Source organism: Agreia sp. Leaf335, assembly GCF_001423605.1.
In the GTDB taxonomy this organism is placed as follows: domain Bacteria; phylum Actinomycetota; class Actinomycetes; order Actinomycetales; family Microbacteriaceae; genus Agreia.
The window spans coordinates 165529-189874 of the sequence record NZ_LMOQ01000001.1 but is presented as its reverse complement, the minus strand read 5'-3'; the positions used below and the strand labels follow the sequence as shown (position 1 = coordinate 189874).

24 protein-coding genes and 2 pseudogenes are annotated in these 24346 nt (G+C 65.5%); 10 read left to right on the top strand and 16 right to left on the bottom strand.

Translation table 11 applies throughout. The annotated features are described in order from the left end of the window. Positions 1-19 precede the first annotated feature (19 nt). A complete protein-coding gene (locus ASF79_RS00960) occupies positions 20-889 on the bottom strand; it encodes a DNA-methyltransferase (protein WP_055850940.1) in 870 nt (289 codons plus the stop codon). Between the two features lie 43 nt (positions 890-932). On the opposite strand from ASF79_RS00960, the gene ASF79_RS00955 reads away from it, so the two are divergent. Continuing rightward, positions 933-1217 carry a GNAT family N-acetyltransferase gene (locus ASF79_RS00955; protein WP_055850936.1) on the top strand — a complete coding sequence of 95 codons (285 nt, stop codon included), beginning with the start codon at positions 933-935 and terminating at the stop codon, positions 1215-1217. Between the two features lie 3 nt (positions 1218-1220). On the opposite strand, the gene ASF79_RS00950 is transcribed toward ASF79_RS00955, so the two are convergent. From ASF79_RS00950 to ASF79_RS00920, 7 genes are all read right to left on the bottom strand, one after another. Continuing rightward, positions 1221-2270 carry a lipoate--protein ligase family protein gene (locus ASF79_RS00950; RefSeq protein ID WP_055850933.1) on the bottom strand — a complete coding sequence of 350 codons (1050 nt, stop codon included), beginning with the start codon at positions 2268-2270 and terminating at the stop codon, positions 1221-1223. A 23-nt stretch (positions 2271-2293) separates the two neighbouring features. Continuing rightward, on the bottom strand, positions 2294-3136 hold the full coding sequence (locus tag ASF79_RS00945; RefSeq protein WP_235500591.1) for an alpha/beta hydrolase: 843 nt from the start codon (positions 3134-3136) through the stop codon (positions 2294-2296). 19 nt (positions 3137-3155) lie between these two features. Continuing rightward, positions 3156-4001 (bottom strand): transglutaminase family protein, encoded by an 846-nt coding sequence (locus ASF79_RS00940; RefSeq protein WP_055850931.1) that lies wholly within the window; start codon positions 3999-4001, stop codon positions 3156-3158. Continuing rightward, on the bottom strand, positions 3998-4930 hold the full coding sequence (locus ASF79_RS00935; protein ID WP_055776729.1) for an alpha-E domain-containing protein: 933 nt from the start codon (positions 4928-4930) through the stop codon (positions 3998-4000). Before ASF79_RS00935 ends, ASF79_RS00940 begins: the two co-directional genes overlap by 4 nt. Continuing rightward, a complete protein-coding gene (locus ASF79_RS00930; protein WP_082495605.1) occupies positions 4924-6642 on the bottom strand; it encodes a circularly permuted type 2 ATP-grasp protein in 1719 nt (572 codons plus the stop codon). The genes ASF79_RS00935 and ASF79_RS00930 overlap by 7 nt, the downstream gene beginning before the upstream one ends. A gap of 104 nt (positions 6643-6746) precedes the next feature. Beyond that, on the bottom strand, positions 6747-7445 hold the full coding sequence (locus ASF79_RS00925; RefSeq protein WP_055850926.1) for a YceI family protein: 699 nt from the start codon (positions 7443-7445) through the stop codon (positions 6747-6749). A gap of 12 nt (positions 7446-7457) precedes the next feature. Continuing rightward, positions 7458-8630 (bottom strand): acyltransferase family protein, encoded by a 1173-nt coding sequence (locus tag ASF79_RS00920; RefSeq protein WP_055850923.1) that lies wholly within the window; start codon positions 8628-8630, stop codon positions 7458-7460. A gap of 191 nt (positions 8631-8821) precedes the next feature. Between ASF79_RS00920 and ASF79_RS00915 the strand changes: the two genes are divergently transcribed. Both ASF79_RS00915 and ASF79_RS00910 read left to right on the top strand, forming a co-directional pair. Beyond that, complete coding sequence (locus ASF79_RS00915; protein ID WP_055852928.1) at positions 8822-9481, top strand: response regulator; 660 nt, start codon at positions 8822-8824, stop codon at positions 9479-9481. Next, complete coding sequence (locus ASF79_RS00910) at positions 9478-10575, top strand: sensor histidine kinase (protein WP_055850919.1); 1098 nt, start codon at positions 9478-9480, stop codon at positions 10573-10575. Before ASF79_RS00915 ends, ASF79_RS00910 begins: the two co-directional genes overlap by 4 nt. Before the next feature lie 26 nt (positions 10576-10601). Here the strand turns inward: ASF79_RS00910 and ASF79_RS17620 are convergent. Together ASF79_RS17620 and ASF79_RS00900 are read right to left on the bottom strand one after the other, a co-directional pair. Continuing rightward, a pseudogene (locus ASF79_RS17620) lies at positions 10602-10892 on the bottom strand (hypothetical protein); the annotation flags it as partial. A gap of 75 nt (positions 10893-10967) precedes the next feature. Beyond that, positions 10968-11567 (bottom strand): acyl-CoA-like ligand-binding transcription factor, encoded by a 600-nt coding sequence (locus ASF79_RS00900; protein ID WP_162239050.1) that lies wholly within the window; start codon positions 11565-11567, stop codon positions 10968-10970. 100 nt (positions 11568-11667) lie between these two features. Here ASF79_RS00900 and ASF79_RS00895 point away from each other — a divergent pair, with 100 nt between their 5' ends. After that, on the top strand, positions 11668-12582 hold the full coding sequence (locus tag ASF79_RS00895; protein WP_055850907.1) for an SDR family NAD(P)-dependent oxidoreductase: 915 nt from the start codon (positions 11668-11670) through the stop codon (positions 12580-12582). 107 nt (positions 12583-12689) lie between these two features. Further along, entirely contained in the window at positions 12690-13445 is a 756-nt protein-coding gene (locus tag ASF79_RS00890; protein WP_055850903.1) for an SDR family NAD(P)-dependent oxidoreductase, read from the top strand. Positions 13446-13595: 150 nt separating this feature from the next. On the opposite strand, the gene ASF79_RS00885 is transcribed toward ASF79_RS00890, so the two are convergent. From ASF79_RS00885 to ASF79_RS00860, 6 genes are all read right to left on the bottom strand, one after another. After that, the gene (locus ASF79_RS00885; RefSeq protein ID WP_055850898.1) at positions 13596-13916 is read right to left on the bottom strand and encodes a DMT family transporter; all 321 of its coding nucleotides are present in this window, start codon (positions 13914-13916) and stop codon (positions 13596-13598) included. Further along, positions 13916-14260 (bottom strand): DMT family transporter, encoded by a 345-nt coding sequence (locus ASF79_RS00880; RefSeq protein ID WP_055850895.1) that lies wholly within the window; start codon positions 14258-14260, stop codon positions 13916-13918. Before ASF79_RS00880 ends, ASF79_RS00885 begins: the two co-directional genes overlap by 1 nt. Next, positions 14257-14784: a TetR/AcrR family transcriptional regulator gene (locus ASF79_RS00875; protein WP_055850892.1), complete on the bottom strand. Its 528-nt coding sequence runs from the start codon at positions 14782-14784 to the stop codon at positions 14257-14259. The genes ASF79_RS00880 and ASF79_RS00875 overlap by 4 nt, the downstream gene beginning before the upstream one ends. 288 nt (positions 14785-15072) lie before the next feature. Next, positions 15073-17520, bottom strand: a complete 2448-nt coding sequence (locus tag ASF79_RS00870) for a glycoside hydrolase family 2 TIM barrel-domain containing protein (protein WP_055850888.1) — start codon at positions 17518-17520, stop codon at positions 15073-15075. A 69-nt stretch (positions 17521-17589) separates the two neighbouring features. Beyond that, on the bottom strand, positions 17590-18591 hold the full coding sequence (locus ASF79_RS00865) for a Gfo/Idh/MocA family protein (protein ID WP_055850885.1): 1002 nt from the start codon (positions 18589-18591) through the stop codon (positions 17590-17592). A gap of 6 nt (positions 18592-18597) precedes the next feature. Next, positions 18598-20088 (bottom strand): MFS transporter, encoded by a 1491-nt coding sequence (locus ASF79_RS00860; protein ID WP_162239049.1) that lies wholly within the window; start codon positions 20086-20088, stop codon positions 18598-18600. A gap of 148 nt (positions 20089-20236) precedes the next feature. Here ASF79_RS00860 and ASF79_RS00855 point away from each other — a divergent pair, with 148 nt between their 5' ends. The 5 genes and pseudogenes from ASF79_RS00855 (at position 20237) to ASF79_RS00845 (ending at position 24228) form a co-directional block, all read left to right on the top strand. Continuing rightward, the gene (locus ASF79_RS00855; protein WP_055850879.1) at positions 20237-21253 is read left to right on the top strand and encodes a LacI family DNA-binding transcriptional regulator; all 1017 of its coding nucleotides are present in this window, start codon (positions 20237-20239) and stop codon (positions 21251-21253) included. A 375-nt stretch (positions 21254-21628) separates the two neighbouring features. Beyond that, entirely contained in the window at positions 21629-21760 is a 132-nt protein-coding gene (locus tag ASF79_RS16970) for a MerR family DNA-binding transcriptional regulator (protein WP_082495708.1), read from the top strand. A 22-nt stretch (positions 21761-21782) separates the two neighbouring features. Then, positions 21783-22171 (top strand): annotated as a pseudogene (locus tag ASF79_RS17845) (TipAS antibiotic-recognition domain-containing protein). A 123-nt stretch (positions 22172-22294) separates the two neighbouring features. Then, entirely contained in the window at positions 22295-23089 is a 795-nt protein-coding gene (locus tag ASF79_RS00850) for a sugar phosphate isomerase/epimerase family protein (RefSeq protein ID WP_055850875.1), read from the top strand. Beyond that, a complete protein-coding gene (locus tag ASF79_RS00845) occupies positions 23089-24228 on the top strand; it encodes a Gfo/Idh/MocA family protein (protein ID WP_055850872.1) in 1140 nt (379 codons plus the stop codon). The genes ASF79_RS00850 and ASF79_RS00845 overlap by 1 nt, the downstream gene beginning before the upstream one ends. Positions 24229-24346 lie beyond the last annotated feature (118 nt).

Sequence of the window (24346 nt, the reverse complement as noted above, 5' to 3'; positions counted from 1 at the left end):
CCAACGGGCGCGGATGCGTTCAGGCCTCGTGCACGGGAACGTCGGGCATGCGGGCGTGCATCACCTGGATCGCGTCGGGGTTCTGGTCGACGAGCACGAAGCGGCGGCCGAGCGCGTGGGCGACCGCGCCGGTCGTACCGCTGCCCGCGAAGAAGTCGAGCACCCAATCACCCTCGCGGCTCGACGCCTGAATGACGCGACGCAGAATACCCTCGGGCTTCTGAGTGGGATAGCCGGTCTTCTCTCGACCGGTCGGCGACACGATCGTGTGCCACCACACGTCGGTGGGCAGCTTGCCGCGCTCGACCTTCTCGGGCGTGACGAGACCGGGTGCCATGTAGGGCTCGCGATCGACCGTTGAGGAGTCGAAGTAGTAGCGGGCTGGGTCTTTGACGTAGACGAGAATCGTGTCGTGCTTCGCCGGCCAGCGGCTCTTCGACTTGGCGCCGTAGTCGTAGGCCCAGATGATCTCGTTGAGAAAGCACTCGCGCCCGAACAGGGCGTCGAGCAGAACTTTTGCGTAGTGGGCCTCGCGGTAGTCGAGGTGCAGGTAGAGCGTTCCGTCGGGCGCGAGCAGGCGCCATGCCTCGATCAGTCGGGGTTCGATGAACTCCCAGTAGTTCTCGAACACATCGTCGTAGGCGAGCAGATCGCCCTTGATGCGTTCGTAGCTGCGGCCCTTGAATCCCGTCACCGAGCCGGCACCGGCCTGCGTTCGAACGGATGTCGTCGACTGCCGCTTCTGCACGCGGCCCGTGTTGAACGGCGGGTCGAGATAGATGAGCGTGAACGCCTCGTCGGCGAGGCCGGCGAGAACGGGCAGATTGTCACCCTGGATGATCCGGCTGACTCCCTGGTCAGACGCCGGGTCTGTCGGATGATCGGGCATCCTGCAATTGTGGCAGGTCTTGACGAGGCGTATCGTTCGTTGAATGCAGAGCCGCGAAGTGCGCCATGAGCCCGATGCCCGCCGCTACACCCTCTGGATCGATGACGAACAAGTCGGTCTCGCCGACTACGAGGAGCGGGGCGATGCGATCGCCATCACGCACACCGAGATCGATCCCAGCAAGCAGCACGGGGGGCTCGGCAGCGTGTTGGTGCAGGGCGTTCTCGACCAGATCGCCGAGGGCACGCAGCGCGTGATTCCCGCCTGCCCCTTTGTGGCGAGCTACATCGACAATCACGACGAGTACAAGCCGCTCACGACGCGCTGATCTCTAGGGAACGCGGGCGATCCACTCCGGCGTGCTGAACTTGGTGCGCACCAGCTCTTCGGCCTTGCCGTACTCCTCGTCGGTGATGCCACCGGGCGTCGCGCCGTAGAGTCCCGTGAACGTCGCGATCATCTTGTCGATGATCTCGGCGCGAGAGAGACCGGTCTGGCTGCGCAGCGGGTCGACCCTCTTCGCCGCCGACTTCGTGCCCTTGTCGCTCATCTTCTCGCGGCCGATGCGCAGCACCTGCACCATCTTCTCGCCGTCCATGTCGTAGCTCATGGTCACGTGGTGCACGACGGCGCCGTTGCCGAGTCGCTTCTGCGCGGCCCCGCCGATCTTGCCCGTGGGGCTCGTGATGTCGTTGAGCGGCGCGTAGTGCGCGTCGATTCCGAGCGCCTTCAGCGCGATGATGACCCACTCGTCGAGAAAGGCGTAGGAGTCGGCGAACGTCATGCCCGAGACCAGCGCCGCGGGCACGTAGATGGAGTAGGTGATCACGGAGCCGGCCTCCATGAACATGGCGCCGCCTCCCGAGATGCGGCGAACGACGTCGAAGCCGTACTTGTCGGCGTTCTCGAGGTCGACCTCGTTCTTCAACGACTGGAAGCTGCCGATCACCACGGCGGGCGACTCCCACTCCCAGATGCGCATGGTGGGCTGGCGGCGGCCCTCGCCGACCTCGATCGCGAGCACCTCGTCGAGAGCCATCTGCTCGACCGGCGGGACGGCCTTCGAGTGGATGACCTGCCAGTCGTAGTCACGCCATCCGGTGGCCTTTGCGAGGGAGCGTCGCACGGCGACCGCAACGGCCTCGGGCGAGAAGCCCAGAAGTTGCGCACCCTCGGGGAGCGCGGCCTTTACCGCTGCGGCGATGGTCGCCGCATCGGACTCGACCGGCAGGCCCTCGATGGCGGCATTGATCAGGGGAAGTGCGTCGTCGGGCTCGAGAAAGAAGTCACCCGCCAGCCGGAAGTTCGCGATGCGACCATCGACCTGGTCGAGGTCGACGACCACGAGTTTTCCACCGGGGACCTTGTACTCACCATGCATGCAGCCAGCCTACGCCGCTGCAATCAGCGGGTGCGGTGCTCGAGCCAATCGACGAGGCGGTCGGCCACCGCCGCACGGTTCGTCTCGTTGAAGACCTCGTGCCGGGCATCCGGAAAGACCACGACCTCGACATCGGTCAGCTTCGACCGCCGCGTGAAGGCGCGCGCGAGCCGGCGCATGCTGGCGGTGCCGCCCAAGGTGTCGTCGCTTCCACCCATGATGAGCACGGGCAGGTCTCGGCGCATCTCTCGACCCGGCAGCCCGAACAGCAGCAGGCCGTCGCGCACTCCGAGCTCCTTCAGCGCCTTCGCCTCGAACATGAACGGGTCGCCCGCCGCAGCCGCCTGCATCGCCACATCGCGGCTGAGCCACTCGAACCCCGATCCCTGGCCGCGGCCCGGGCGGTGACGCCGCGTCAGGTCGCCGCCATCCAGCGACCCCGGCATCCGCAACGCCGTGCCCGTGAGCACGACACCGTCGAACGCCGTCGATCGCGTGTTGACGACCCGCTGCAGCAGCAGCGAACCGAGGCTGTGGCCGAGGGCGAAGAGCGGAACTCCGGGAACCTCGTCGCGCAGCAACCGGGTGAATCGCAGGATGTCTGCCTCGGCCGTGCGCACGCCGTCGGGCCCCATGCGCTGGCCGGGCTGCGTCTCGCCCCCGGGCAGCCGGGCGGTCTCGCCGTGGCCGCGCAGGTCGTGCGCGTAGACGGCGTATCCGGATGCGTTCAGCCGGCCCGCGAGTTCGGCGTACCTGCCCGAGTGCTCGCCGAGGCCGTGCACGATCTGCACGACGCCCCGGGGGCGATCGATCGGCCATGCGGAATAGCTGATGGCGACGCCGTGGTCGCTGAGAAACTGGGGCACCCGTTCATTGTGCACCGGCTCAGCTCTCTCGGGTGATCTCCACGGTGACGAAAAGACTCGAGCCGAAGGGGCCGGCGTAGACGCCGCGCAGCGGAGCCACGTCGTTGTAGTCGCGACCGCGGCCCACCGTGACGTGGCGGTCGCCGATGTCGATGGAGTTCGTGGGGTCGAAGCCCCGCCACTCTCCGCAGTACCACTCGACCCAGGCGTGCGACTCCCCCGCGACCGTCTCGCCGATCTCGGCGTTGGGCTTCGGGTGCAGGTAGCCCGACACGTAGCGCGCGGGGATTCCGACGGAACGCAGCGCACCGAGGGCGATGTGCGCGATGTCCTGGCAGACTCCGCGCTTGTCGGCCCAGGAGTCCTTCGCCGTGGAATGCACGTGCGTGACACCCTGCACGTACTGCATCTGATCGCCGATCGCCGAGCAGATCTCGAGGGCGGCCTCGCACGGGCTCTCGTAGCGCGACGCGATCTCGCCCGCCAGCTCGACGATGTCGTCGGCGGGGTCGGTGAGGCGGGTCTGCTTGGAGTGCTCGACAAACGCGGTGGCCTTCGCCGAGGCATCGGCCAGGGCGTCCCAGCCGACGGCGTGCGGCTTGTGCGGGCGGGGGCGCACCTCGACGAGGCTGTTGGCGGTGAGCGACAGCTCTTTATGCGGGGTCAGCACTTCGAAGCTCGACACCCGGGTTCCCCAGTAGTCGAGGTAGTTGTGGTTGCTCGACACGGGCGCGATCTCGAGATTCGAGAAGAGCACGAACTGGTCGCCCGACGAGACGGGCAGCATGCGCGCCTCGTTGTACGACGCCGCCACCTCGCCCTCGTAGCGGTATCCGGTGACGTGCCGGATGCGGAGCCGGTTCATGTGTTCTCTCCCGTCCAGGAAGGAGCCGCGTTGGTGGGGAAGTAGCGCATGCGAATAGCCTCCGACGCGGTCGATGTGGCGTCCTGCACGCTGTCCATGTGTTTGGGCAGCTCGTGGAGGATGTCCATGATGGGCCGGTACTCGAGCTGGCTGCGGATCTGGCCGAGCAAACGCTGAGCGTTGTCGGTGACGCCGACGCGATCGTTGCGCGGTTCGATCGCCCTCAGTGACTCTTCTGCCCGCGACACCGAGAAGATGATCGAGCGGGGGAACAGTCGGTCGAGCAGCAGGAACTCGGCCGCGTTGCGCGCCGAGGGCACGCCCCGATAGGTGCGCAGATACGTCTCGTAGGCGCCGCACGATCGCAGAATGGTCGTCCAACTGGGGCCGGATGCCTCGGTGAGGCTTCTCGTCGCCAGCAGCCGGGCCGTCATGTCGGCCTGCTCGAGCGAACGGCCGAGGTTGAAGAAATGCCAGGCCTCGTCGCGGCTGGTTCCCGCCTCGACGATGCCCACCGCGAGCGCGGCGCGCTCGCGCACCCAGCCGAAGAACTCGTGGGTCTTCTCGGCTGCGACCTTGCGCGGCATCTTGGCGCGGGTCGTGTTGAGGCACTCCCACAGCTCGGTCGACACGATCTCACGCGCCCGGCGGGCGTTCTCGCGGGCCGCGCCCAGCGAATAGGCGATGGATGCGGGATGCGTGCGGTCTACCGCGAGTGTCGCGAGCACGTCCTGGCGCGTCAGCTCCCGCTCGGGGCCGGGCACCTCGCTGCCCATGAGGGCGAGAAGCGATCGGCAGGCGAGGTCTTCCTCGATCCACGGGTCTTCGAGCAGCAGCTGCAGGTGCACATCGAGGATGCGGGCGGTGCCGTCGCTGCGCTCGATGTAGCGTCCGATCCAGAAGAGGCTCTCGGCGATGCGGCTCAGCATTCGTCTGCCCCCTCGGTCCGTTCGTCGAGCCCCTCGAGACGCGCCGCCGGTAGAGGCGGATGCCCCGGGCTCCACCGCGCCTGCTGCTGTTGCTGCTGCTGGTCGTTCTGCGGCTTGTCCTGGGGCGAGTGATCGACCGCGTGCTTGCCGACGATCGGAATCGACTGCGTGTTCGCCGCCTGATCGGCAACCAGCCCCTGGATGTTGCGCGCCGACGACTCGTGGAAGAAGTCGGGCTCGAGTCCGATGACCCAGGTGTCCTTCGATCCGCCGCCCTGGCTCGAGTTCACGACGAGCTCGCCCTCGGGAAGCGCCACGCGCGTGAGCCCGCCGGGCAGAACCCAGACGTCGCTGCCGTCGTTGACGGCGAACGGACGCAGATCCGCGTGGCGCGGCCGCATCCCGTCTTCGACCAGCGTGGGGATCGTCGAGAGCTGAACGACCGGCTGCGCGATCCATCCGCGCGGGTCTTTGAACAGCCGCTTGCGCAGCGTCTCGAGCTCGGTCTTGGATGCGGCGGGGCCGACGACGAGACCCTTGCCGCCCGAACCATCGACCGGCTTCACGACGAGTTCGTCGAGGCGGTCGAGCACCTCCTCGAGCGAGGCCGGGTCTTCGAGGCGCCAGGTGTCGACGTTCGGGATGATCGCGGTCTCGCCCAGGTAGTACTTGATGAGGTCGGGCAGGTAGGTGTAGACGAGCTTGTCGTCGGCGACGCCGTTGCCGACCGCGTTGGCGATCGTCACGTTTCCGAGTCGTGCCGCCATCATGATGCCGGGCGAGCCCAGCTGGCTGTCGGCGCGGAACTGCAGCGGGTCGAGATACTCGTCGTCGACCCGGCGATAGATCACGTCGACGCGCATCGGACCGGCCGTGGTGCGCATCCAGACCCTGCCACCCGAGCAGAAGAGGTCGCGGCCCTCGACGAGCTCGACGCCCATGAGTCGGGCCAGCAGGGTGTGCTCGAAGTAGGCCGAGTTGTAGACGCCGGGGGTGAGCACGACCACGTTGGGGTCGTCTACTCCGGCGGGGGCCGAAGCGCGGAGGGCCTGCAGGAGCTTGTTGGGGTAGTCGCCGACCGGGCGCACGCGCATACTGACGAACAGTTCGGGCAGTGTCTGCGCCATGACGCGGCGATTGGAGATGACGTAGCTGACGCCGCTCGGCACGCGAACGTTGTCTTCGAGCACTCGCCAGGCGCCCTTCTCGTCGCGGATCAGGTCGATTCCCGACACCTGGATACGCACGTTGTTGGCCGAGACGATACCCGCGGCCTGACGGTGGAAGTGGCTCGACGAGCTGATCAGCGCCGCGGGAATGACGCCGTCACGCACCGCGTGCTGGGGGCCGTAGATGTCGGCGAGAAAGGCCTCGAGCGCCCTGACCCGCTGCTTGATTCCGGCCTCGACGTTCAGCCATTCCTTCTGCTCGATGACCCGCGGAACGGCGTCGAGCGGAAAGGGCCGTTCTTCACCGGCGAAGTCGAAGGTGACGCCCTGAGCGAGGTACGAACTGGCCAGCGCGTCGGTGCGCCCGCGCAGTTCCTCCTGCGTCATGCGGGCCAGTGCCTGGTACACGTCTTTATAGGCGGCGCGGGCTTCGACGGGTGCCAGAGAACTCGGTTCGGGGAACATTTCGTCCCAGGCGCTCGCGGATCCGCGCGAGGAGCGAGGCTTGAGTGTGGCGCCGTATCCGGCGAACAGGTCGACCATGCCCTGAGCCTAGTGTGGCGGTGTTGCCGGTGTGTTTCGGATGCCGCGGGTCGGGTTCGGCGGCGGATATACGCACCGGATACCCAGGTCGGGCACCCGACCCATCAGCTCGCCGCGCTCTTCTGCAGGTCGAGCGAGAACTCGATCGACCCCTTCGGCTCCACCTTCACGAAGCCGAGGTCGGGAGCGGTGACGCTGTAGTCGGCGAAGGTGATCGGCACGCTGCCGGCAAGGATCGCTCCGTCGCCGCTGAGGGCGAAGGTCACCGGCGCAGTCACCTCTTTGGTGACGCCGTTGATGCTGAGACTGCCTTTCGTCTGCACGGTCTGAGACTTCGCCAGCGACGAGGGGTCGATATTCAGCGGCTCGGCGATCGTGAAGGTCGCCTTGGGAAATTTGCTCGTGTCGATCGCGGTGGTGCGGAAGTACTCGTCTCGCGCCGCCTCGGTCGTGGCGATCGATGCCACGTCGACGCTGATCTCGGCGCTCTTCACCGTGTCGGACGTCGTCGTGATTGCGGCGTCGACCTTCGAGGTGCGGCCAGTGACCGTGACGTCGGTTCCGTTCAGAACCTCCTTGACGCGGTACCCGGCGTAGGAGCTCGAGCCCGTCTTCCACAAGCCCGCGAGCTGGTCACCGCTGAGCGTACTCGGCTTCAGCACCCCGAGGTTCTCGGTCGGTGCCGCCGCGGCCGGGCCGACCACGAGGTCTCTATAGAGAGTGGGACCGGCGACGAACGCTGTGGCGCCGAGGGCGACGACGACGGTTGCGGCGGAGATGATGACGATGTTGCGAGTTCTCATGAGTGTGTCTTTCTATCGGTGGTTGTGATCTGCGGAGAGTGAGGTGGGGCGCGCGATGAGCGCCGTGGTGGTGCTGTGCACGAGCGATTCGAGGGGACCTCGCCGAGCGAAACGGAACCAGATCAGCGCGAAGGCGATCGATCCGACGATGAAGGCCAGCAGCACCCAGAGAGGCGGCCCGGGCATCGCATCGAGACCGGCGACATTGATCGTCAACACGTGGGCAACGTAGATCGTCAGCGACATCGATCCCGCGGCGACCATCGGCCGGGTGAGGCGGGGCAGCCGCTCCGCGGCGGCGAGACACAGGGCGAGAATCGACAGCGCGACCCCGATGCCGCCGACGATCTCGAAGGTCGAGCCGGTGTGCGCATCCGCCCCCAGCAGAATCGACCAGTCGATCGCGCTCGACGCGTCGGGCGGGCCAGCGACCGGCCGCGGCCCGAGGGGGGTGAGCAGAGCCGAGAATCCGTAGGCGACGAAGGCCATACCGACACCGATGGCGAGCATCGTCGTGCGCGAGAGCCGAGCGATGTCCATCCGTCCGAGCGCCAGACCCACGAGGATGAACGGCATCCAGGTGACGGCGGGGTAGATGCCCGTCACGAGCAGCTGGTCTATGCCCTCGCCCGAGATGAGCGTGATGGGATCGACGCGGGCGACGACATCCGCCGCACTCGAGCCCCACCACCACGACTGCACGAGAAGAGCGACGACGGGGCCCGCGATAGCCCAGCATCCGGCGATCACGAGAAGGGTGTGGGCCTTCAGCCGCAAAAACGGGATCGCGAGCAGGAAGAAGACGCCGTAGTAGGCGAGGATGACGGCCACTGGGGTTCCCATCGCGGTGAGTGTGACGCCGATTCCCATGATCAGCAGGCCGCGCACGGCGATACGCAGTCGGGTGCGCCGCGGGTCGGATGCGCCGGGCGGCGTCGCGCCGCCGCTGAGCAGAGCGAGCGAGAGACCGGCGAGGGTGGCGAAGAGAATCGACGAGCGGCCGGACGCGGCGAACATGACCGCCCCGGTAAGGCCGCCGACGTCGGACGACGGCCCCACGTGCGCCGCGAACATGCCGAACAGGGCGAGGCCCCGGGCGAGGTCGATGCCGCGGATGCGAGGACGAACGGCCTGAGCGTCGACGATCGACGGGGCGGGCGGTGCGGCGACCGAAGCTGCGCTCATAAACGACTCCTTCTCGAGGTGATGGATTCGCGACCTGTCGGTGGCGATACATCGACTCTCCGGCAGCGACGCCCGCGGCAGTATCCGCCGGGCGACCGGAGTACCCCCGGCACCTGGGGGGTATTCGCCCCCGCGACCCCGACAGCGCAGTTTCTAGCCCTACGGTGGAGACCAACAGGATGGAGAACCCGATGATCCGCGTGGTGGTGATCGACGACGAGGCGCTCGTGCGAAGCGGGTTCCGCTTCATCCTCGAGGCGGTCGACGACATCGTCGTGGTGGGTGCCACCGACGGCCATGGGGCCGTCGACCTGATCACCGAGACCGATCCCGACGTCGTGCTGCTCGACATCCGGATGCCGGGGCGCAACGGCCTCGAGATCCTCAGCGACCTCGATCCCCACGCGGGCGGCCCGGTCGTGGCGATGCTCACGACCTTCGACACCGACAGCTACATCGCCGAGGCATTGCGGCGCGGAGCGAGTGGCTACCTCGTGAAGGACACCGACCCCGAGCAGCTGCCGCATCTGGTGCGCAGCCTCGCCACGGGCGGCGTCGTGCTGTCGGCCGAGGCGAGCCGGGCCGTGCTGCACCGGCAGCTCGGCACTGTCGACAACGAGCTCGCGAAGAAGCAGGTGACGCAGCTCACCACGCGAGAACGCGACGTGCTCGTCTTACTCGGCGGCGGAGCATCCAACACGGAGATCGGCTCGGCGCTGCATCTCAGCAGCGGAACGATCAAAGACCACGTGAGTTCGATCCTGGCCAAGTTCGGCGTCGCGACCCGCGTGCAGGCGGCTCTCGTGGCCGATCGAGCGGGCCTGCTCGAGAGCCACGGAGAGACACGATGAACGCCGCGTATCGTCTCTTCGCGCGCACTCCCCCGATCGTCATCGACCTGATCCTCGCGGGGCTGGCGCTCACCGATGGGCTGCTCAGCCTGTGGCGCACGACCGACACCGACACGATCTACACGATCGTCGCGGCCGCGGGCCTGCTGCTGCGCAGACGCGTGCCCTACCTGGCGCTCGCCCTCACGCTGCCCAGCCTGTTCTTCGGGGCATCCAACGTGGCCGCGATCATCGCGTTGTACACGGTGGCGGCGCTCTCGAAGTCACGCCTCGGCGTGCTCGTCGCGGCCGTCATCGTCTTCATCGGCAACACCAGCTTCTGGGCCGAATCCCTCACTTTCGCCGAGGCCGTTCCCGACATCATCTACAGCCTCATGGTCGCATCCGGCCCTACCGCCCTGGGCCTGCTGGCCCGCACCTACGGTGAGCTGGCGCGCCGGGTCACCGAGCTCAGCATCCTGCGCGATCAGGAGCGCGAGCGCATCAGCGACGAAGTGCGCGCCGCCGAGCGGGTGCAACTCGCCCGCGAGATGCACGACGTGGTCTCGCACCAGGTCAGCCTCATCTCGGTGCAGGCCGGCGCGCTGCAGGTTCGGTCGGCGGACCGCGAGGTGAAGGAGGCTTCGCTGACGATCCGCCGCCTCGCGTCGCGCACCCTCGAGGAGCTTCGGCAGATGGTGCTCGTGCTGCGGGGGCCGGCTGACGAGGGCGTGTCGCTCACCCCGCAGCCGACACTGGCGAGCATCGACGAGCTGATCGCGGGCAGCGGCCTCGACGTCAAAGCAGACCTCTTTCTTCCTGATGACCTCTCCCCCGCGGTGCAGCGCACTCTCTATCGCGCGGTCCAGGAGGGCCTGACGAATGTGCGCAAGCACGCGCCGGGCGCTCGAGTCACCGTGCGCGGAGTCGTCGAGCGGAATCAGATCGTCGTGACGGTGACGAACTCGTCGCCTGCTCAACCCGCGCTCGATCTGCCCTCGGCGCGGCACGGGTTGCTCGGGCTGGCCGAGCGGGCAGAGATCCACGGCGGCTCGTCGTCGGCCGGGCCGACGCCGGATGGCGGGTTCGAGCTGGTGTTGCGGGTGCCTCGCTGATCGGGCGCCGGAGCGGTCAGGCATGATCATCTACGTTGGAGTACCGGCATCGGAGATGGCGCTGCTCGATACAACCACCAGCATGAGAACGGCGAGGGTACCTGGTCTTCGACGGGTTGCTGGTGACGGTAGAGAGTGGATCGACTCCAGTGAACAAGCCGAGCGGCATCTTCAGCCGTGCGCCCCTTCGCTCGAGCGTCGGCGGCGATCGCAAGCGTGTCGGCAATGACGGCTGGGCCAGACAGAGGCCAGCCAAGGCGAGTAACGCTCCGCCTCGCCGCGGCAACGTCAGCGATGACTCGCTCGACAATCAACTCCGCTTATTGGGACGCCTCTAAGTAGAGCTGCCCCGGGACGAAGCGGAGGGCGCTACCCGGTCGGCCGTGCCGCGCTCATACCGGCTGGATCGCGCTCATGGCCTCGTCGAGCAGTTTTCCGAACGGTCGACCGCGGTCGGTGGTGATCCATACGTCCTTGGCGGCGATGACGCAGGTCAGGGCCGCGCCGGCAATGACCGTGGGCCGCGGGTCGGTGGCCGCTAGGGGGCCCATCCGCGCGCCTACGAGTTCGGCGAGATCGCCCTGGACCCGTGAGATCCGCTCGAGCTCCCCCGCACTCAACGCGGGATTGTCGTGAATGATCTTCTCGATCGCAAGAGCCCGTTCCGCGAGTGTCGCGTCTTCGAAGTGCTCGACGACGACGTCGAACGCCCTCCTCAGCGATTCCCAGACCGGCTCGTCGACGGGCCGTGCAGCGAGTGCCTCGGCAAGCATCTGCGACCACGCATCATATTTGCCCAGCATGAGGTCCTCTTTCGAGGTGAAGTAGCGGAAGAACGTGCGCCTGGAGATACCGGCAGCCGCCACCAGGTCGTCGATCGTTGTTTGCTCGTATCCCTTGACCGCGAACAGGTCCTGGGCCAGCATCGCCAGTTCGGTGCGCATGGCCCGTCGGGCTCGTTCGCGCACGGGGATAGGGGTGGACTCGTTCATGTGTACCACCATACAGGGAAATAGGCGCAGGTGGCACTCAGTAGCAGATATGCCGTATAGTGGCATCACCGGAAGTTGACCACGAAATCGGAGCTGCCCTATGACCACCCCATGGACTTTGAACGACATTCCCCGCCAGGACGGGCGCGTCGCGGTGATTACCGGAGGCAGCAGTGGTCTCGGATTCGAGACCGCCCTCGGACTCGCGGATCACGGCGCGACCGTGGTGCTCGCCGTTCGCGACATCAACAAGGGCAAGCAGGCCGCGTCCAAGATCCGCGCCCATGTGCCCGGGGCCAACATCTCGGTGCAGAACCTGGACTTGAATTCGTTGGCATCCGTGCGCGCAGCGGCCACCGATCTCAGATCTGCGCACCCGCGGATCGACCTTCTGATCAACAACGCCGGCGTGATGTACACGCCTCAGCAGAAGACAGCCGACGGCTTCGACCTGCAGTTCGGCGTGAACCACCTCGGTCACTTCGCGCTGACCGGGCTGCTGCTCGACCACATTCTGCCCGTGCCGGGCTCTCGGGTGGTGACGGTGAGCAGCTACGGTCACCGCATTCGCGCGGACATCTACTTCGACGACCTGCAGTGGGACCGCAGCTACGACCGGGTCGCCGCCTACGGCCAGGCCAAGCTGGCCAACCTGATGTTCACCTACGAGTTGCAGCGTCGCCTCGCCGAGCGCGGCAGCACTGTGGCCGTCGCCGCGCACCCGGGCAACGCCTCCACCGAGCTGACCCAGAACTTGCCCGCTCTCGCGCGGGTCGCCTCCGCCGTCGTCAAGCCACTGCTAGCCCAGAGCGCTGCCGGAGGCGCACTCCCCACTCTGCGTGCCGCAACTGATGCAAGCGTGCTCGGCGGCCAGTACTACGGCCCTGACCGTATGCGCGAGACGCGAGGACACCCGCAGTTAGTTACCTCCAGCGCCGCCTCTTACGACCTGGCAACACAGCGCCGCCTGTGGTCCGTGTCCGAGGAACTCACTGGCGTCACCTTTCCCGTATAACGACTCATTCCCGAAGAACAGGCGCCCTCTATCCAACGATCGTGGGCAGTTCCTTCACGCAAACCTTCATTTGACGCACAAATCACCCCTAGAGAAAGAAGCACATCATGGCCGCATATGACGTCGCCAACCGTTCCGCAATCGTGACGGGGGGCGCATCCGGCATTGGTCGGGCGACTGCTCGTTTGCTTGCCGCGAACGGCGCATTCGTTCTTCTCACCGATATCAACGCCCCACTGCTGCACAGCGCGGTCGATGAGATCATCGCCGCCGGCGGCAAAGCCGCAGGACTGGTCGGAGATGTCACCGACCCGGAGCACGCCTTCGAAGCCGTCCGCAAAGCCAGCGAGCTCGCACCTCTCGGCATTGCCATCAACAACGCAGGCATTGGCGGATCGGTAGCTGCCGCGGCCGACTACCCCACGCAGACCTGGGACGAAGTCCTCGCCGTCAACGTCACCGGGGTCATGAACGGAATGCGGGCCCAACTGCCGGCCCTTGTCGCGAATGGCGGGGGCGCGATCGTCAACACCGGCTCGATCGCTTCCAGCATCGGCGTCGCCATGTCCAGCGCATACATCACCTCAAAACACGCCGTCTTGGGGCTCAGCAAAGCTGCCGCACTCGACTACGCCGCGCAGGGGGTCCGCATCAACTCTGTCGGACCTGGTTTCATCCTCACCCCCCTCGTCGAAGACAACATGGACGCAGACATGCTTCGATACACCGAGAGCAAGCACCCGATCGGGCGACTCGGTAAAGCCGACGAGGTAGCGGCCGTGATCGCCTTCCTCGCAAGCGATGCTGCAAGCTTCGTCACCGGCTCTCACTACCCCGTCGACGGCGGCTACCTGGCACAGTAAGCGCACCAGGGCACGCAGGTCGGTTTTCCGTTGCAGCTTCTCGGCACGCGACGGAAAACCAACCCCGCGGCGAGATTCGTCCTAGACAGATGAGTAAAGCCGAAGTGCCCGTTGAGGGAAACCTCAACGGGCACTTCGGCTATTGCTGGGTTAGTGCGCGGCCCCGATTTCGATGAGCAGTACTCCTCCAACGATGAGTGCGACACCAACACCCATGATGAGGGTGAGAGGTTCCTTAAAGAGGAACCTGCTCAGTACGGCCGTCAACGCAACGCCGGCCGCGGCCCAGATGCCGTAGGCAACGCCGAGAGCCATTCCCGTGCTCAGAGTGAGGACGAGCATCGCGAATGCGACGAGATAGCCGATCCCGACGCCGATGAGCCATCTTTTCTTTCCAGTCGCGACCATCCGCAGCGACATGGTGGCGAAGACTTCGAAGGCGATCGCGCCGATCAGAAACAACCAGCCCATCACGCGACCGTGCCCTTCTTACGCGCGGCTTGTGAGCCAAGTTCAACACAGAGCACGCCACCAATGATCAGAACAATCCCGACGCCCATGACGGCAGTGAGGGGCTCCCCGAACAGCAGCGACGACAAGAGGGCCGTGAGCATCACCCCAGATGCGCCCCAAATCCCATAAGCGACGCCGAGGGGCATACCTGCTCTCAGAACCAAGGAGAGCGCGACGAAAGATCCGATATAGCCGATCGCTACGACGGCATACAGGGCAGGGAGCTCCATCGCCCCTTTCAGAGAGAGCGTCGCCGTCACCTCCAGGGCAATCGCTCCGACAAGAATGAACCACTTTTTCATGATCGTGTCGTCCTTTCGGTGAGTTCTAGTGCGATGGTAAGGATTGCGGAGCGGTCGGATTCCGAGAAGTCCACGGTTCCCAACGCGCGGTCGAACCACGCTCCGTCGGCAAGGAGCCGAGCAGCACGGATCGACGCGAGCTCCACGGGGTCTGCGGTGATGTCCTCGCCGAACCAGGGCGCAAGTCGCTCGATCCAGAGCTCGTTGAGCTTGTCACGCAGCCGAGCGTCAGACAGTAACGCCAAGTCGCTGGGGTCGAGGTCAGAGGTGAAAGCGAACTCGACATAGGCCCGCAACCGGGCTCGAGCGTCCGCATTGTCATCGACTCGACCGTTCAGATCGAGTTCCCACAGATCCATCAAACGTTCGACGACCGCGACCGTAAGAGCACCTTTGGTCTTGAAGTGATGCACGATCCCCGGCTTTGTCAGGCCGGCATGCGCCGCAACCGAATCGAGCGTCAACGTCTCTCCCTGCCGCAACGCCACCAAAGCAGCATCGAGTATTTCTGTTTTGTTTGCCATGACCGTAACCTACCATACGTTTGGTAGGTACGGTGGATGCTGCCGAGCTGTCAGCCATCCGAGCCGCGGCGCCACACCCCCGTAGGAACGTGTGACGCCGCGCGCTGTCTGCGCCAACGACGTGGCGTGGCCGCACTACTGCTCAGACATTCGTCTACCCGCCCGATTCCATTGCGTGCAAGGTCGCCCTGATGGCAACACCTACCTCGCTGCGCGAGGTGGGGTGGATCCGCTGGTGCGCGTTCCTCGCTGGTCCGGCTGCGCGTGACTGGTTGCGACGAGCCGCAATCAGATGTCGGACGGGTTGGTCGGCTCGGCGGCGACGTTGAGCGTGATGCTGAGGGGCTCGAGTCCGTCGGCGCTCACGTCGACGACGATTGGTCCGACACCGGTCGGGCGGACAATGGCCAGAAGGCGTCCGTCGAAGCTGGTGTGCTCGTTCGAGTCGAACTTCTCGGTGGTGTCGGGACGAGCGCTGCCCAGGCCCTGCAGAGTTCCCGCGCCGCTGACCTCGACCGTAACGAGGCGGTCGCCCTCGTTGAGGAGGGTGCCGTTCTCATCCCGCAGTTCGATGGTGACGAAGCTGAGTTCCGACGAATTGTCGATCAGCTGGTCGCGGTCAGCAGTCACGTGAAGGCGCACGTCGGCGGAGGCGGTGCGCAGACTCGTGCGGCTCTCCTCGAATCCCCCGGTGAGAGCGACGGCGGTGAGTTCTCCCGGCACGTACTGCACGTCGAAGGTGGCCCGGTAACTGTTGTCGCGTCCGGCCGGCGACCGACCGATGCTGTCTCCGTTGAGGAAGAGCTCGACCTCGTCGGCATCGCTGTACACCTCGACGGTTACAGACGACCCGGTGGCGACATTCCAGCTCCAGCTTGCGATGGCGTCGGACCATGTCCATTGGCTGGCCTGCTTGCGGGCGCCGTAGTGCTGAGGGCGTTGCACCGCGATGTAGGGCTGGTGACGCAGGCCGAAGACCGTCTCTCGGTAGTAGGACGCGGGGCGGCGCAGTCCTGTGATGTCGATGTCGCCGCACCAGGCAGCAATCCAGGGGTAGGGAGCGGCGAAGACGGCGTCCTCGCCCTCTGCGAGGTACTGCATACGTCCGATGCCGGTTTCGCCCAGGTAGTCCCAGCCGGTCCACGTGAAGTCTCCGATGACGTGGGAATTTTCCTCGACGAGCCGCCAGTTCACGTCGATGTGTGTCGGGAAGGTCTCGGTGCCGACGATGATGCGGTTCGGGAACGCGTCGCGGTCGGCGACGTAGCGCGAGTCGCCGTAGTTGAGGCCAGCGACGTCGACGATGGCGAATGACTCCGCTGTCTTCTCGGTCACGAGCTCGGAGGAGTTGATCATGTCCATGAGGTCGCCCGCGTCATTCACGCCAGCGGGAGCGCCGCCCGCGCCCTGAGCTGCCATGAGATCAACGACGTCGTTTAGTACGGAAACGAAGCCGTTGATGCTGTTGGTCAAATAGCGGGTCTCGTCGAGGGTGCGGATCTTCTCCGCGATCTTGCGCCCCCAGTCCGATGCGAGCGCATTGCCCGTTTCAGGAATTTCGTTGCCGATGGAGTAGAAGATGACGGAAGGGTGGTTGAAGTCCTTCGCGACCAGAGCCTCCACGTCGCGCTCCCACCACTCGGGGAATGACAGGGCATAGTCGAAGGCGGACTTGCCGACGGTCCACATGTCGAAGGTCTCGTCCATCACGAGCATGCCAAGCCGGTCGCAGGCGTCGAGCATGGCCTGGCTGAGCGGGTTGTGGGCGCTGCGGATGGCGTTGAATCCCGCCTCCTTCAGCAGTTCGACGCGGCGCTCTTCGGCGCGACCGATGGCGGCAGCCCCGAGAATTCCGTTGTCGTGGTGGATGCATGCGCCGCGGAGTTTCACGGTTGTTCCGTTGATTCGCAGGCCGTCTACCGGGTCGAGCTGAATGCTACGGATGCCGAAGACGGTCTCGCGCTGCTCGACCGGACTCGCCGCTTCGAGGAGAGTGCTGACCGCCGTATAGAGCGATGGGCTTTCGACGTTCCACAGTTGCGGACTCTCTACGTAAAGGCGCTGCCTTGTCATGGAGCTCGCACCGGCCCGAACGGTGACAGGGGCAGTGTCGGTTGCAACGATGCGGCCAGCGGAGTCGCGGAGGACTGTCGAGAGCGAGCGCTGCGCGGTGCCAGTGCTCTCGTTCTGAACAACGCTCGCGACTTCGACGACTGCACGGCGCGCGTCGATATCGGGCGTGGTGATCTGCACGCCGGTGGGGGTGAGGTGTACGAGGTCGGTGACGTGCAGCAGAGCGTCGCGGTGCATTCCGACGCCCGTGTACCAGCGGGAGTCCTCGTGGTTGCGGGACTCGACTCGGATGGTGTTTGTAGTGCCGTAATTCAGGAAAGCGTCGAGAGGCACGAAGAAGGTGGAGTATCCGAACGGGCGTTGGGCGGCGAAGACGTCATTCACATAGACCATCGCATCGCGATGGACTCCCTGCAGCTCCAGGGTGACGCGCTTGTTTCGATACTCCTCAGGAATGTCGAGCGCCTTGCTGTACTCGACGGTCGCGCTGGGGAAGTAGCCCGAGTGCGAGGTGCGCCCGGCGGCGCCGGATCGGTCGCGGTGGATGAGAGCGTCGTGCGGAAGACGAACGGGGACCGCTTCGGCGGCACCGCCCTGGAGGGCCTCGAAGATACTCGTCTTCTCGCGAACGCTCCAGCCGTCGTTGAATGAGGTGGTTGTCATGGTTGCTCCTTAGTGCGGGGTGGTTGCCCCTGGTGGGTGGCAGCTTTTGCAACTGCCTAGCGGGTTGGGTCAGGTGGCGCGGGTTGTGCGGGCCACGGAACGGATACGGTCGAGGACGGTGGATGTCTTGATCGAGGCGTCCAGCGTGTGAAGCGGGTGCTCCGAGAATCCGCGCCCGATGGCTTCTCCCACGGCGCGCAGCATCGGCACGTACCCGCTGCCTTCCCTCGCGAGAGCTGTCGTCGTCGGCGACCCGAAGGCGTCCGCGATACCGCCCGTATGGGTGGTGAAGCTGGTCGTAGCCCAGAACGGGGCCGGAATCTCGATCCAGCCGTCCGAACCACTGATGGAGGCACTGGGGTCGATGTACTCCACCATCGACGCGGCAAGGTCTGCGAACGTCCCGTCGGCGTACTCGAATGTCGCATGGGTGGTGAGGTCCACACCGTCGTCGCGCTGTATCTGTTCGGCGCGGATGCCCAGAGGCGTTCCGAGAACATCGAGCGCGAGGGTCACCGGGTAGATGCCCTGATCCAGCAGGGTGCTGCTAGCTCGTTCTGCCGAGAGACGCGTCGACTCCGGGGGGTGGAACGGGAGCCCGAACGAGGCTCGAAGACTGCGTATCTGCCCGATCGCTCCGGACTGGACGCGGCCGATGAGCTCTCGATAGGCCGGAGCGAATTTCATCCACATCGCCTCCATCGCGAATCGACCTGATCGGCGTGCCGCCTCTGCAATGACCCGTGCTTCGTCGGCGCTCACGCCGATTGGCTTCTCGATGAGCACGTGCTTGCCGGCGCGGAGCACGGCCAGTGCGATCGGCATGTGGGTTGCGTGCGGAGTGCCGATGTACACGATGTCGAGATCGTCGTTCAGGAGCATCTCGTCGAGGTCTCCGTACGCCCGTTCGACGCCCTGTTCGGCGGCGAACGCCTCTGCGGTTGCCACGTCTCTCGAGCACACCGCAAGCAGCCTCGCGGTGTCGAGACGTGAGAGGTCAGAGCTGATCGAGCGTGAAATGTCGCCGGTGCCGACGACACCCCACGCCAACCGCATCGCGGATGTCGTCATTAGTTCCTACTCGGCCGCAACCGCGGAACTCGTGCGTCGTTCCGCGAGGTCACGCTGCATCTGAGAGAGGTTTTTATCGACATTGAGGAAGTAAATGATTACCGCGATCAAGATCGCCGTAATCCCGGGCAGCACCAGGTAGAGGAAGATCTCGACGTTGATCGCTGACTGCGGCTGCGACGCGGCGAGGCCGTCGTAGTTGCCGAAGGCGAGCAGCCATCCGACCAGGGCCGTGCCCAGGCCTGCACCGAAGTTCTGGCCCGCGGTCGCGGCAGCGTAGGTCATCCCGTCTAAGCGGACCCCGCTTTTCCACTCGCCGTAGTCGATGACGTCGGCGACGAGAGCGAACATGGCCGAGGCGTTCGGTACCCCGCCGATCGCGCGGATCAGGCTCCCGATGATGAGAAGCGTGACGTTGGTTGGGTCTATGAGAGTGACGGCCGTGCCGACCAATACGAAGGCGGTGCCGAACAGGATCGGCTTTCGCTTGCCGAAGCGGCCGATGATGGTGGGCATGAACCACATGCCCAGCAGCAGGGGGGCGAGACCGGCGATGCTGAGGAGGCCGAAGAGCGACGGGTCGTTGAGCACGTCGGAGGCGAAGTAGATGCCGACGCCCGCGGTGCCCTGCACCATGTATTGCAGGAGGAAGAAGCCGAAGATCAGCAAGAAGTATGGATTGCGGAAAAGGGTGCGAATCATTTTGCCCAGCGGCATCTTCGGTCCCGATGCTGCGGTGACGGTGCTCTTCACGCGCTCTTTGGTGCCGAAGAAGACGATCAGCAGGGTGATCGCGGCGATGCCGCCGTAGATCAGGGTCGTCATGCTCCAGCCGCCCTGGCCGCCGCCGAATGCTGTCAGCAAGGGAATGGTCAAGGAGTTGACCACGAGGGTGGTGAGGATTGCGCAGAATGTGCGAATGACGGTGAGTGAGACGCGGGTTTTCGAGTCGGATGTGATCACGGAGAGCAGCGTGTGATAAGCCAGGTTGGAGCTGACGAACCCGACGCCGAGGCACAGGAAGTAGAAGACGAAGGCGTAGATCTCTTTGCCCGTCTCGGTGAGCCCGGCGGGAACGTTGAACAGCAGCACGAAGGAGATCACCAGCACAGGCATGCTGAAGAGGATCCACGGTCGCGCCTTGCCCCAGCGCGTTCTGGTCTTGTCGACGAGCGTGCCGATGATGAGGTCGAGCGTGCCGTCGAGCACGCGGCCGAATAGCAAAAGAGTGCCGGCGATTGCTGCCCCTACGCCGACGGTGTCGGTGAGGTAGAAGAGGAGAAAAGCTGACACCGGCGCGAAGATGAGGTTGGCCCCGATGTCGCCCACGCCGTATGAGAGCTTCTCGCGGAGCTTCAACTTCTCACCGGAGCGGTCCGCGTGGATCGCCTCGCCGACAGCCTCTGCCGACAGCGCTGCGGTCACAGATTCTTCAGTACTGAAAGCGACGGCGGCGCGCATCTGCTCGCCCTGCACCCGCCCGGGATTCTTTGCCATGTATGACTCCTTCGTCATTTCGGTGCCCGCACACCACTCGACCAGACAGCCAGTGGTAACACGAGTAAGTGACACGTGTTAGTAACGCGCGACACCACGCTAGACCATTCCTTCGAGCCGGTCAATACAGCTGTGTCAGACTGGGGGAATGACAGCCATGACGCCTGCCCGACGAGCGACGAGTTCAGATGTCGCCAAGCGCGTCGGACTGTCCCGCACGACGGTCAGCCAAATCCTCAACGGCAACGTGTCCAGCTTTCCGCAAGAGACACGCGATCGCGTCGCGGTCGCCGCTGCAGAGCTCAATTACCGCCCGTCCCGGGCCGGGCGCGCACTGGTGACCGGGGTCAGCGACATGGTCGTCATAACTATTCCGAGCGCCACCTTCGGCCCACACCTCCAGAACGCCGTGGATCAAATCACCGAAGCGTCGGCAGCACTCGGCATGAGCGTGGTCGTTCACTTCGCCAGGCGCGATACCGCCTCGACGCTGACCTCCGTCTTAGATCTGCGCCCCCTGGCCATAGTCGATTTCGGGGTGTTCACACCCGCGCAGGGGCGTACCCTCGAAGCCTCTGGCAGCCACGTGCTGCCGTCTCTTCCCGAAGCCGAACGCGGGATCGAGGACGAACTCGACACCTACGTCGGGCGCTTGCAAGTACGTGAACTCGTTCGCCGCGGAAAGCGTCGGGTGATCTTCGCCCAACTGGACGACACTCGCACAGCCCCCTACGGCGACGTCCGACTTCGGGGAGTCCAGGCCGAATGCGCGGCTCTGAACCTGCCAGAACCCGTCGTAGTTCGCGTTCAGCTCGAAGCTGCTACCGCCGAAGCCGAAATGCGCTCCGCACTCGAGCTGACGGGAGAAGAACCCGTGGCCGTCTGCGCCTACAACGACGACGTCGCCATCGCCATCATCGCCGCGACGCGACGGCTGAACCTAGCCGTGCCCTCCCGAGTCGGGGTGATCGGGGTCGACCACACGGTTCTCGGACAACTTGTCACTCCCCGGCTGACGACGGTTCATATCGATCTCCCTCGCATAATCGACGGCTATTTGCATCAACTCGCATCCATTCGCGGAACCGGCGGAGCCCCTCCGGAGGAGACGACCCCATTCGTTCTCAGCGAAGTCGTCTGGACAGTTTCCGGCGACAGCTGCTGAGCTTCTCGCTTGCAGACGCCTCGCCCGAGACGGGAAAGATGTTGCCCTCGATCAACCGATGACGAAGGTGGTTCCTGGGCTCGCGAAGTCGACGGGTCCTGAATATTCGGTTGACGCCCACGGAGCGTGTCCTCCGGAGATCGAGCAGGCTGACGTACTGCTGCAGGGGTCCCAACATGCCGGTTCCGGCTTCGACCCACAGGAGAGTCGTCTCTGACGCAACGAAGCAGCCCGAACACGGGTTGTCGACGCTCGGGTACGGCGTAGAACTTCCGAGAAGCGTGTCAAGTTGCCGGGTGGTCATCAGCAGAGCTGAGACGAACTCGGAAAGTCGCACTTGACTCTGCCGTCGCGTCAACTGGAATTGTTGTGGACATGGCACAAATGCAGGAGTGGCCCATCAAAGAGGTGGGCCGGGCTACCGGGCTCACCAGCCGAACGCTTCGACACTACGAGCAGATCGGCTTGCTTCACCCCTTGCGGGTGGCAAGCAACGGCTATCGGTAACGCGGTGCAGAAAGGACAAGAAATGAGCATAGAAGAGGTGTTCGCTGGCGTCGACCAGAGCCAGTACGAGAGCGAAGTGCGACAGCGCTGGGGCGATGACTCGTGGGAGCGAAGCGCGAAGCGCCGAGACCAGATGACGGACGAGGGACGCCGGGCCGACGATCAACGAAGCCTGGATGTGACGGCCGCACTCCGCGCTGCCGCCGATCGAAGGTTGACCCGGCATCGGATGCATTTCAGACGCTGTTCGAGGCTCACCACCGGTGGGTCACCGAGCACTGGAATGGCCGCACCCCCGACCGAAATGCCTACACCGGGCTCGCGCAGCTCTACGTCACGGACTCATGTTTCGCCGCCGCCTACGGAGGCCAAGCGAACGCCGAAGTCATCCGAGCCGTGATCCAGACGTAGATCGAAACGAACCTGCCATAGGGCACCGGGCACGCTCGCGCATGGGCGCTCAATCAAATGTATGCGCATCCGGTGGCGCCAACTAGGCTTGTCGCACACCCGCACGACTCACCGAGGAGACGCATGACCGCGACCATTTCGCTCCAGCTGTACACGGTTCGCGAGGCGCTCAGCGCCGATCCGGATGCGACGCTCGGGCGGATCGCCGACATCGGTTTCACCGCGGTCGAGTTGTACGGCCTGCAGGAGTTCGGCGACGCGTACGCCGCCCGGCTGGCGAAGCACGGTCTGGCCGCACCGAGCACCCACGTGCCCCTAGCGACCGGCGAGCTCGAGGCATCCTTCGCCCTGGCCGAGAAGCTGGGCGTGCACACGGTGATCGAATCGTTCACCCCGCCGACCCTGTGGGAGAGCGCCGACACCATCGCCCGGCTGGCCGATCGACTCAACTCGGCCGTCGAGCCCGCTGCCGTCCGCGGCATGCGCGTCGGCTATCACAACCACGACGGCGAGATCCGAAACCGCGTCGAGGGCGTCACCGGCCTCGACCACTTCGCGAGCCTGCTCGACCCGCGGGTCGTGCTCGAGGTCGACGCCTACTGGGTGGCCGCGGGCGGCGAAGACGTCGTCGAGTTTCTGCGCCGCAACGCCGACAGGGTCAAGTTCATCCACGTGAAAGACGGCTCGCTCACCGGTGACCTGCCCAATCAGGTGCCCGCCGGACACATCTCGGGAGAGCAGCCCGAACACCTCTCGGGCCAGCTTCCCGCGGGCCAGGGAGTGGTTCCGCTCGCCGCCGGACTCGACGCCGTTCCCGAGCTCGAATTCGCGGTCGTCGAGTTCGACACCTACGAGGGAGACATCTTCGAGGGCATCGCCGAAGGCAGGCAGTTCCTCGTCGAGAGGGGTCTCCACTGATGAGCACAGCCCCACGCAGTCCAATCGGCACCTACACCACCACCGGCTCCGGCCCCGTGGGCATCGGCATCATCGGCGCGGGCGCGATCAGCGACCAGTACCTCTCGAACCTCATCACCTTTCCCGACGTGCGCGTCGTGATGATCGGTGATCTGGATGTCGCACGCGCCGCGCAGCAGGCCGACAAATACGGCGTGCCGCGTTCCGGACGCGCCGACGAGGTGCTGAAAGACGATGACGTCGAGATCGTGATCAACCTCACGATCCCAGCCGTGCACGCCGAACTCTCTTCTGCCGCGCTCAGTGCCGGCAAACACGTGTGGAGCGAGAAGCCGATCAGTCTCGACCGCGAGAGTGGTCAGGCCCTGCTCGACCAGGCCGCGGCATCCGGTCTTCGCATCGGCGTCGCGCCCGACACCATTCTCGGACCGGGCGTGCAGAGCGCGCTGCGTGCGATCGCGCGCGGCGACATCGGTCGACCGCTCACGGCGATGACCGCGTTCCAGGGCCCGGGCCCCGAGTCGTGGCACCCGAACCCCGACTTCTTCTTCGTGCCCGGCGCAGGGCCGCTGTTCGACATGGGGCCGTACTACCTCACGACGCTCGCGTGCGTCTTCGGATCGTTCCGCGAGGTGGCCGCGATCGGCTCGCGGGCCCGCGATGTGCGGATCATCGGATCGGGTCCGCGCGCCGGCACCGAGCTTCCCGTGACCGTGTCGACCCAGATGAGCGCACTCGCCCGTTTCGAGGGCGGCGAATCGTCGCAGAGCATCTTCAGCTTCGATTCACCGCTGCGGCGCTCGGGGCTCGTCGAGATCACCGGCGAGACCGGAACCCTCGTGCTGCCCGATCCGAACATGTTCGAGGGCGTGAGCACGCTGGTACGGGGCGACGAGAGCATCGAGCTGCCCGAGACCGGATTCGCCGGCGGCCGCGGATCGGCTGTGCTGGAGATGGCCAGGGCCATCCGTTCGGGTGGCGCAGATCTGCTGCCGGCCGAGCTGGGCTACCACGTGCTCGACGTGATGACCGCGATGGAGGAGTCCTCGGAGGCGGGCAGTTTCGTGCGCGTAGAGAGCACGGCGCCTGCGAGCCCCGTCCTCCCAGAGTCGTGGGACCCGACGCTGCGCACCCTGTAGCGGCGAGGCGCTACGCTGCGCAGCCCTGCGGTATCCGCGCCCGTTCGGCGCATCCGCCCCGGTTCGGCCAGGCGCGGATAGCCCCAATAGGCGCGGATGCGCGGATGCCCCCGCGCAC

Bases quoted from the DNA above. Each gene is read 5' to 3' on its own strand.
- ASF79_RS00960 (WP_055850940.1), bottom strand. From the start codon at position 889: ATGCCCGATCATCCGACAGACCCGGCGTCTGACCAGGGAGTCAGCCGG.
- ASF79_RS00955 (WP_055850936.1), top strand. From the start codon at position 933: ATGCAGAGCCGCGAAGTGCGCCATGAGCCCGATGCCCGCCGCTACACC.
- ASF79_RS00950 (WP_055850933.1), bottom strand. From the start codon at position 2,270: ATGCATGGTGAGTACAAGGTCCCCGGTGGAAAACTCGTGGTCGTCGAC.
- ASF79_RS00940 (WP_055850931.1), bottom strand. From the start codon at position 4,001: ATGAACCGGCTCCGCATCCGGCACGTCACCGGATACCGCTACGAGGGC.
- ASF79_RS00935 (WP_055776729.1), bottom strand. From the start codon at position 4,930: ATGCTGAGCCGCATCGCCGAGAGCCTCTTCTGGATCGGACGCTACATC.
- ASF79_RS00930 (WP_082495605.1), bottom strand. From the start codon at position 6,642: ATGGTCGACCTGTTCGCCGGATACGGCGCCACACTCAAGCCTCGCTCC.
- ASF79_RS00925 (WP_055850926.1), bottom strand. From the start codon at position 7,445: ATGAGAACTCGCAACATCGTCATCATCTCCGCCGCAACCGTCGTCGTC.
- ASF79_RS00920 (WP_055850923.1), bottom strand. From the start codon at position 8,630: ATGAGCGCAGCTTCGGTCGCCGCACCGCCCGCCCCGTCGATCGTCGAC.
- ASF79_RS00915 (WP_055852928.1), top strand. From the start codon at position 8,822: ATGATCCGCGTGGTGGTGATCGACGACGAGGCGCTCGTGCGAAGCGGG.
- ASF79_RS00910 (WP_055850919.1), top strand. From the start codon at position 9,478: ATGAACGCCGCGTATCGTCTCTTCGCGCGCACTCCCCCGATCGTCATC.
- ASF79_RS00900 (WP_162239050.1), bottom strand. From the start codon at position 11,567: ATGAACGAGTCCACCCCTATCCCCGTGCGCGAACGAGCCCGACGGGCC.
- ASF79_RS00895 (WP_055850907.1), top strand. From the start codon at position 11,668: ATGACCACCCCATGGACTTTGAACGACATTCCCCGCCAGGACGGGCGC.
- ASF79_RS00890 (WP_055850903.1), top strand. From the start codon at position 12,690: ATGGCCGCATATGACGTCGCCAACCGTTCCGCAATCGTGACGGGGGGC.
- ASF79_RS00885 (WP_055850898.1), bottom strand. From the start codon at position 13,916: ATGGGCTGGTTGTTTCTGATCGGCGCGATCGCCTTCGAAGTCTTCGCC.
- ASF79_RS00880 (WP_055850895.1), bottom strand. From the start codon at position 14,260: ATGAAAAAGTGGTTCATTCTTGTCGGAGCGATTGCCCTGGAGGTGACG.
- ASF79_RS00875 (WP_055850892.1), bottom strand. From the start codon at position 14,784: ATGGCAAACAAAACAGAAATACTCGATGCTGCTTTGGTGGCGTTGCGG.
- ASF79_RS00870 (WP_055850888.1), bottom strand. From the start codon at position 17,520: ATGACAACCACCTCATTCAACGACGGCTGGAGCGTTCGCGAGAAGACG.
- ASF79_RS00865 (WP_055850885.1), bottom strand. From the start codon at position 18,591: ATGACGACATCCGCGATGCGGTTGGCGTGGGGTGTCGTCGGCACCGGC.
- ASF79_RS00860 (WP_162239049.1), bottom strand. From the start codon at position 20,088: ATGGCAAAGAATCCCGGGCGGGTGCAGGGCGAGCAGATGCGCGCCGCC.
- ASF79_RS00855 (WP_055850879.1), top strand. From the start codon at position 20,237: ATGACAGCCATGACGCCTGCCCGACGAGCGACGAGTTCAGATGTCGCC.
- ASF79_RS16970 (WP_082495708.1), top strand. From the start codon at position 21,629: ATGGCACAAATGCAGGAGTGGCCCATCAAAGAGGTGGGCCGGGCTACC.
- ASF79_RS00850 (WP_055850875.1), top strand. From the start codon at position 22,295: ATGACCGCGACCATTTCGCTCCAGCTGTACACGGTTCGCGAGGCGCTC.
- ASF79_RS00845 (WP_055850872.1), top strand. From the start codon at position 23,089: ATGAGCACAGCCCCACGCAGTCCAATCGGCACCTACACCACCACCGGC.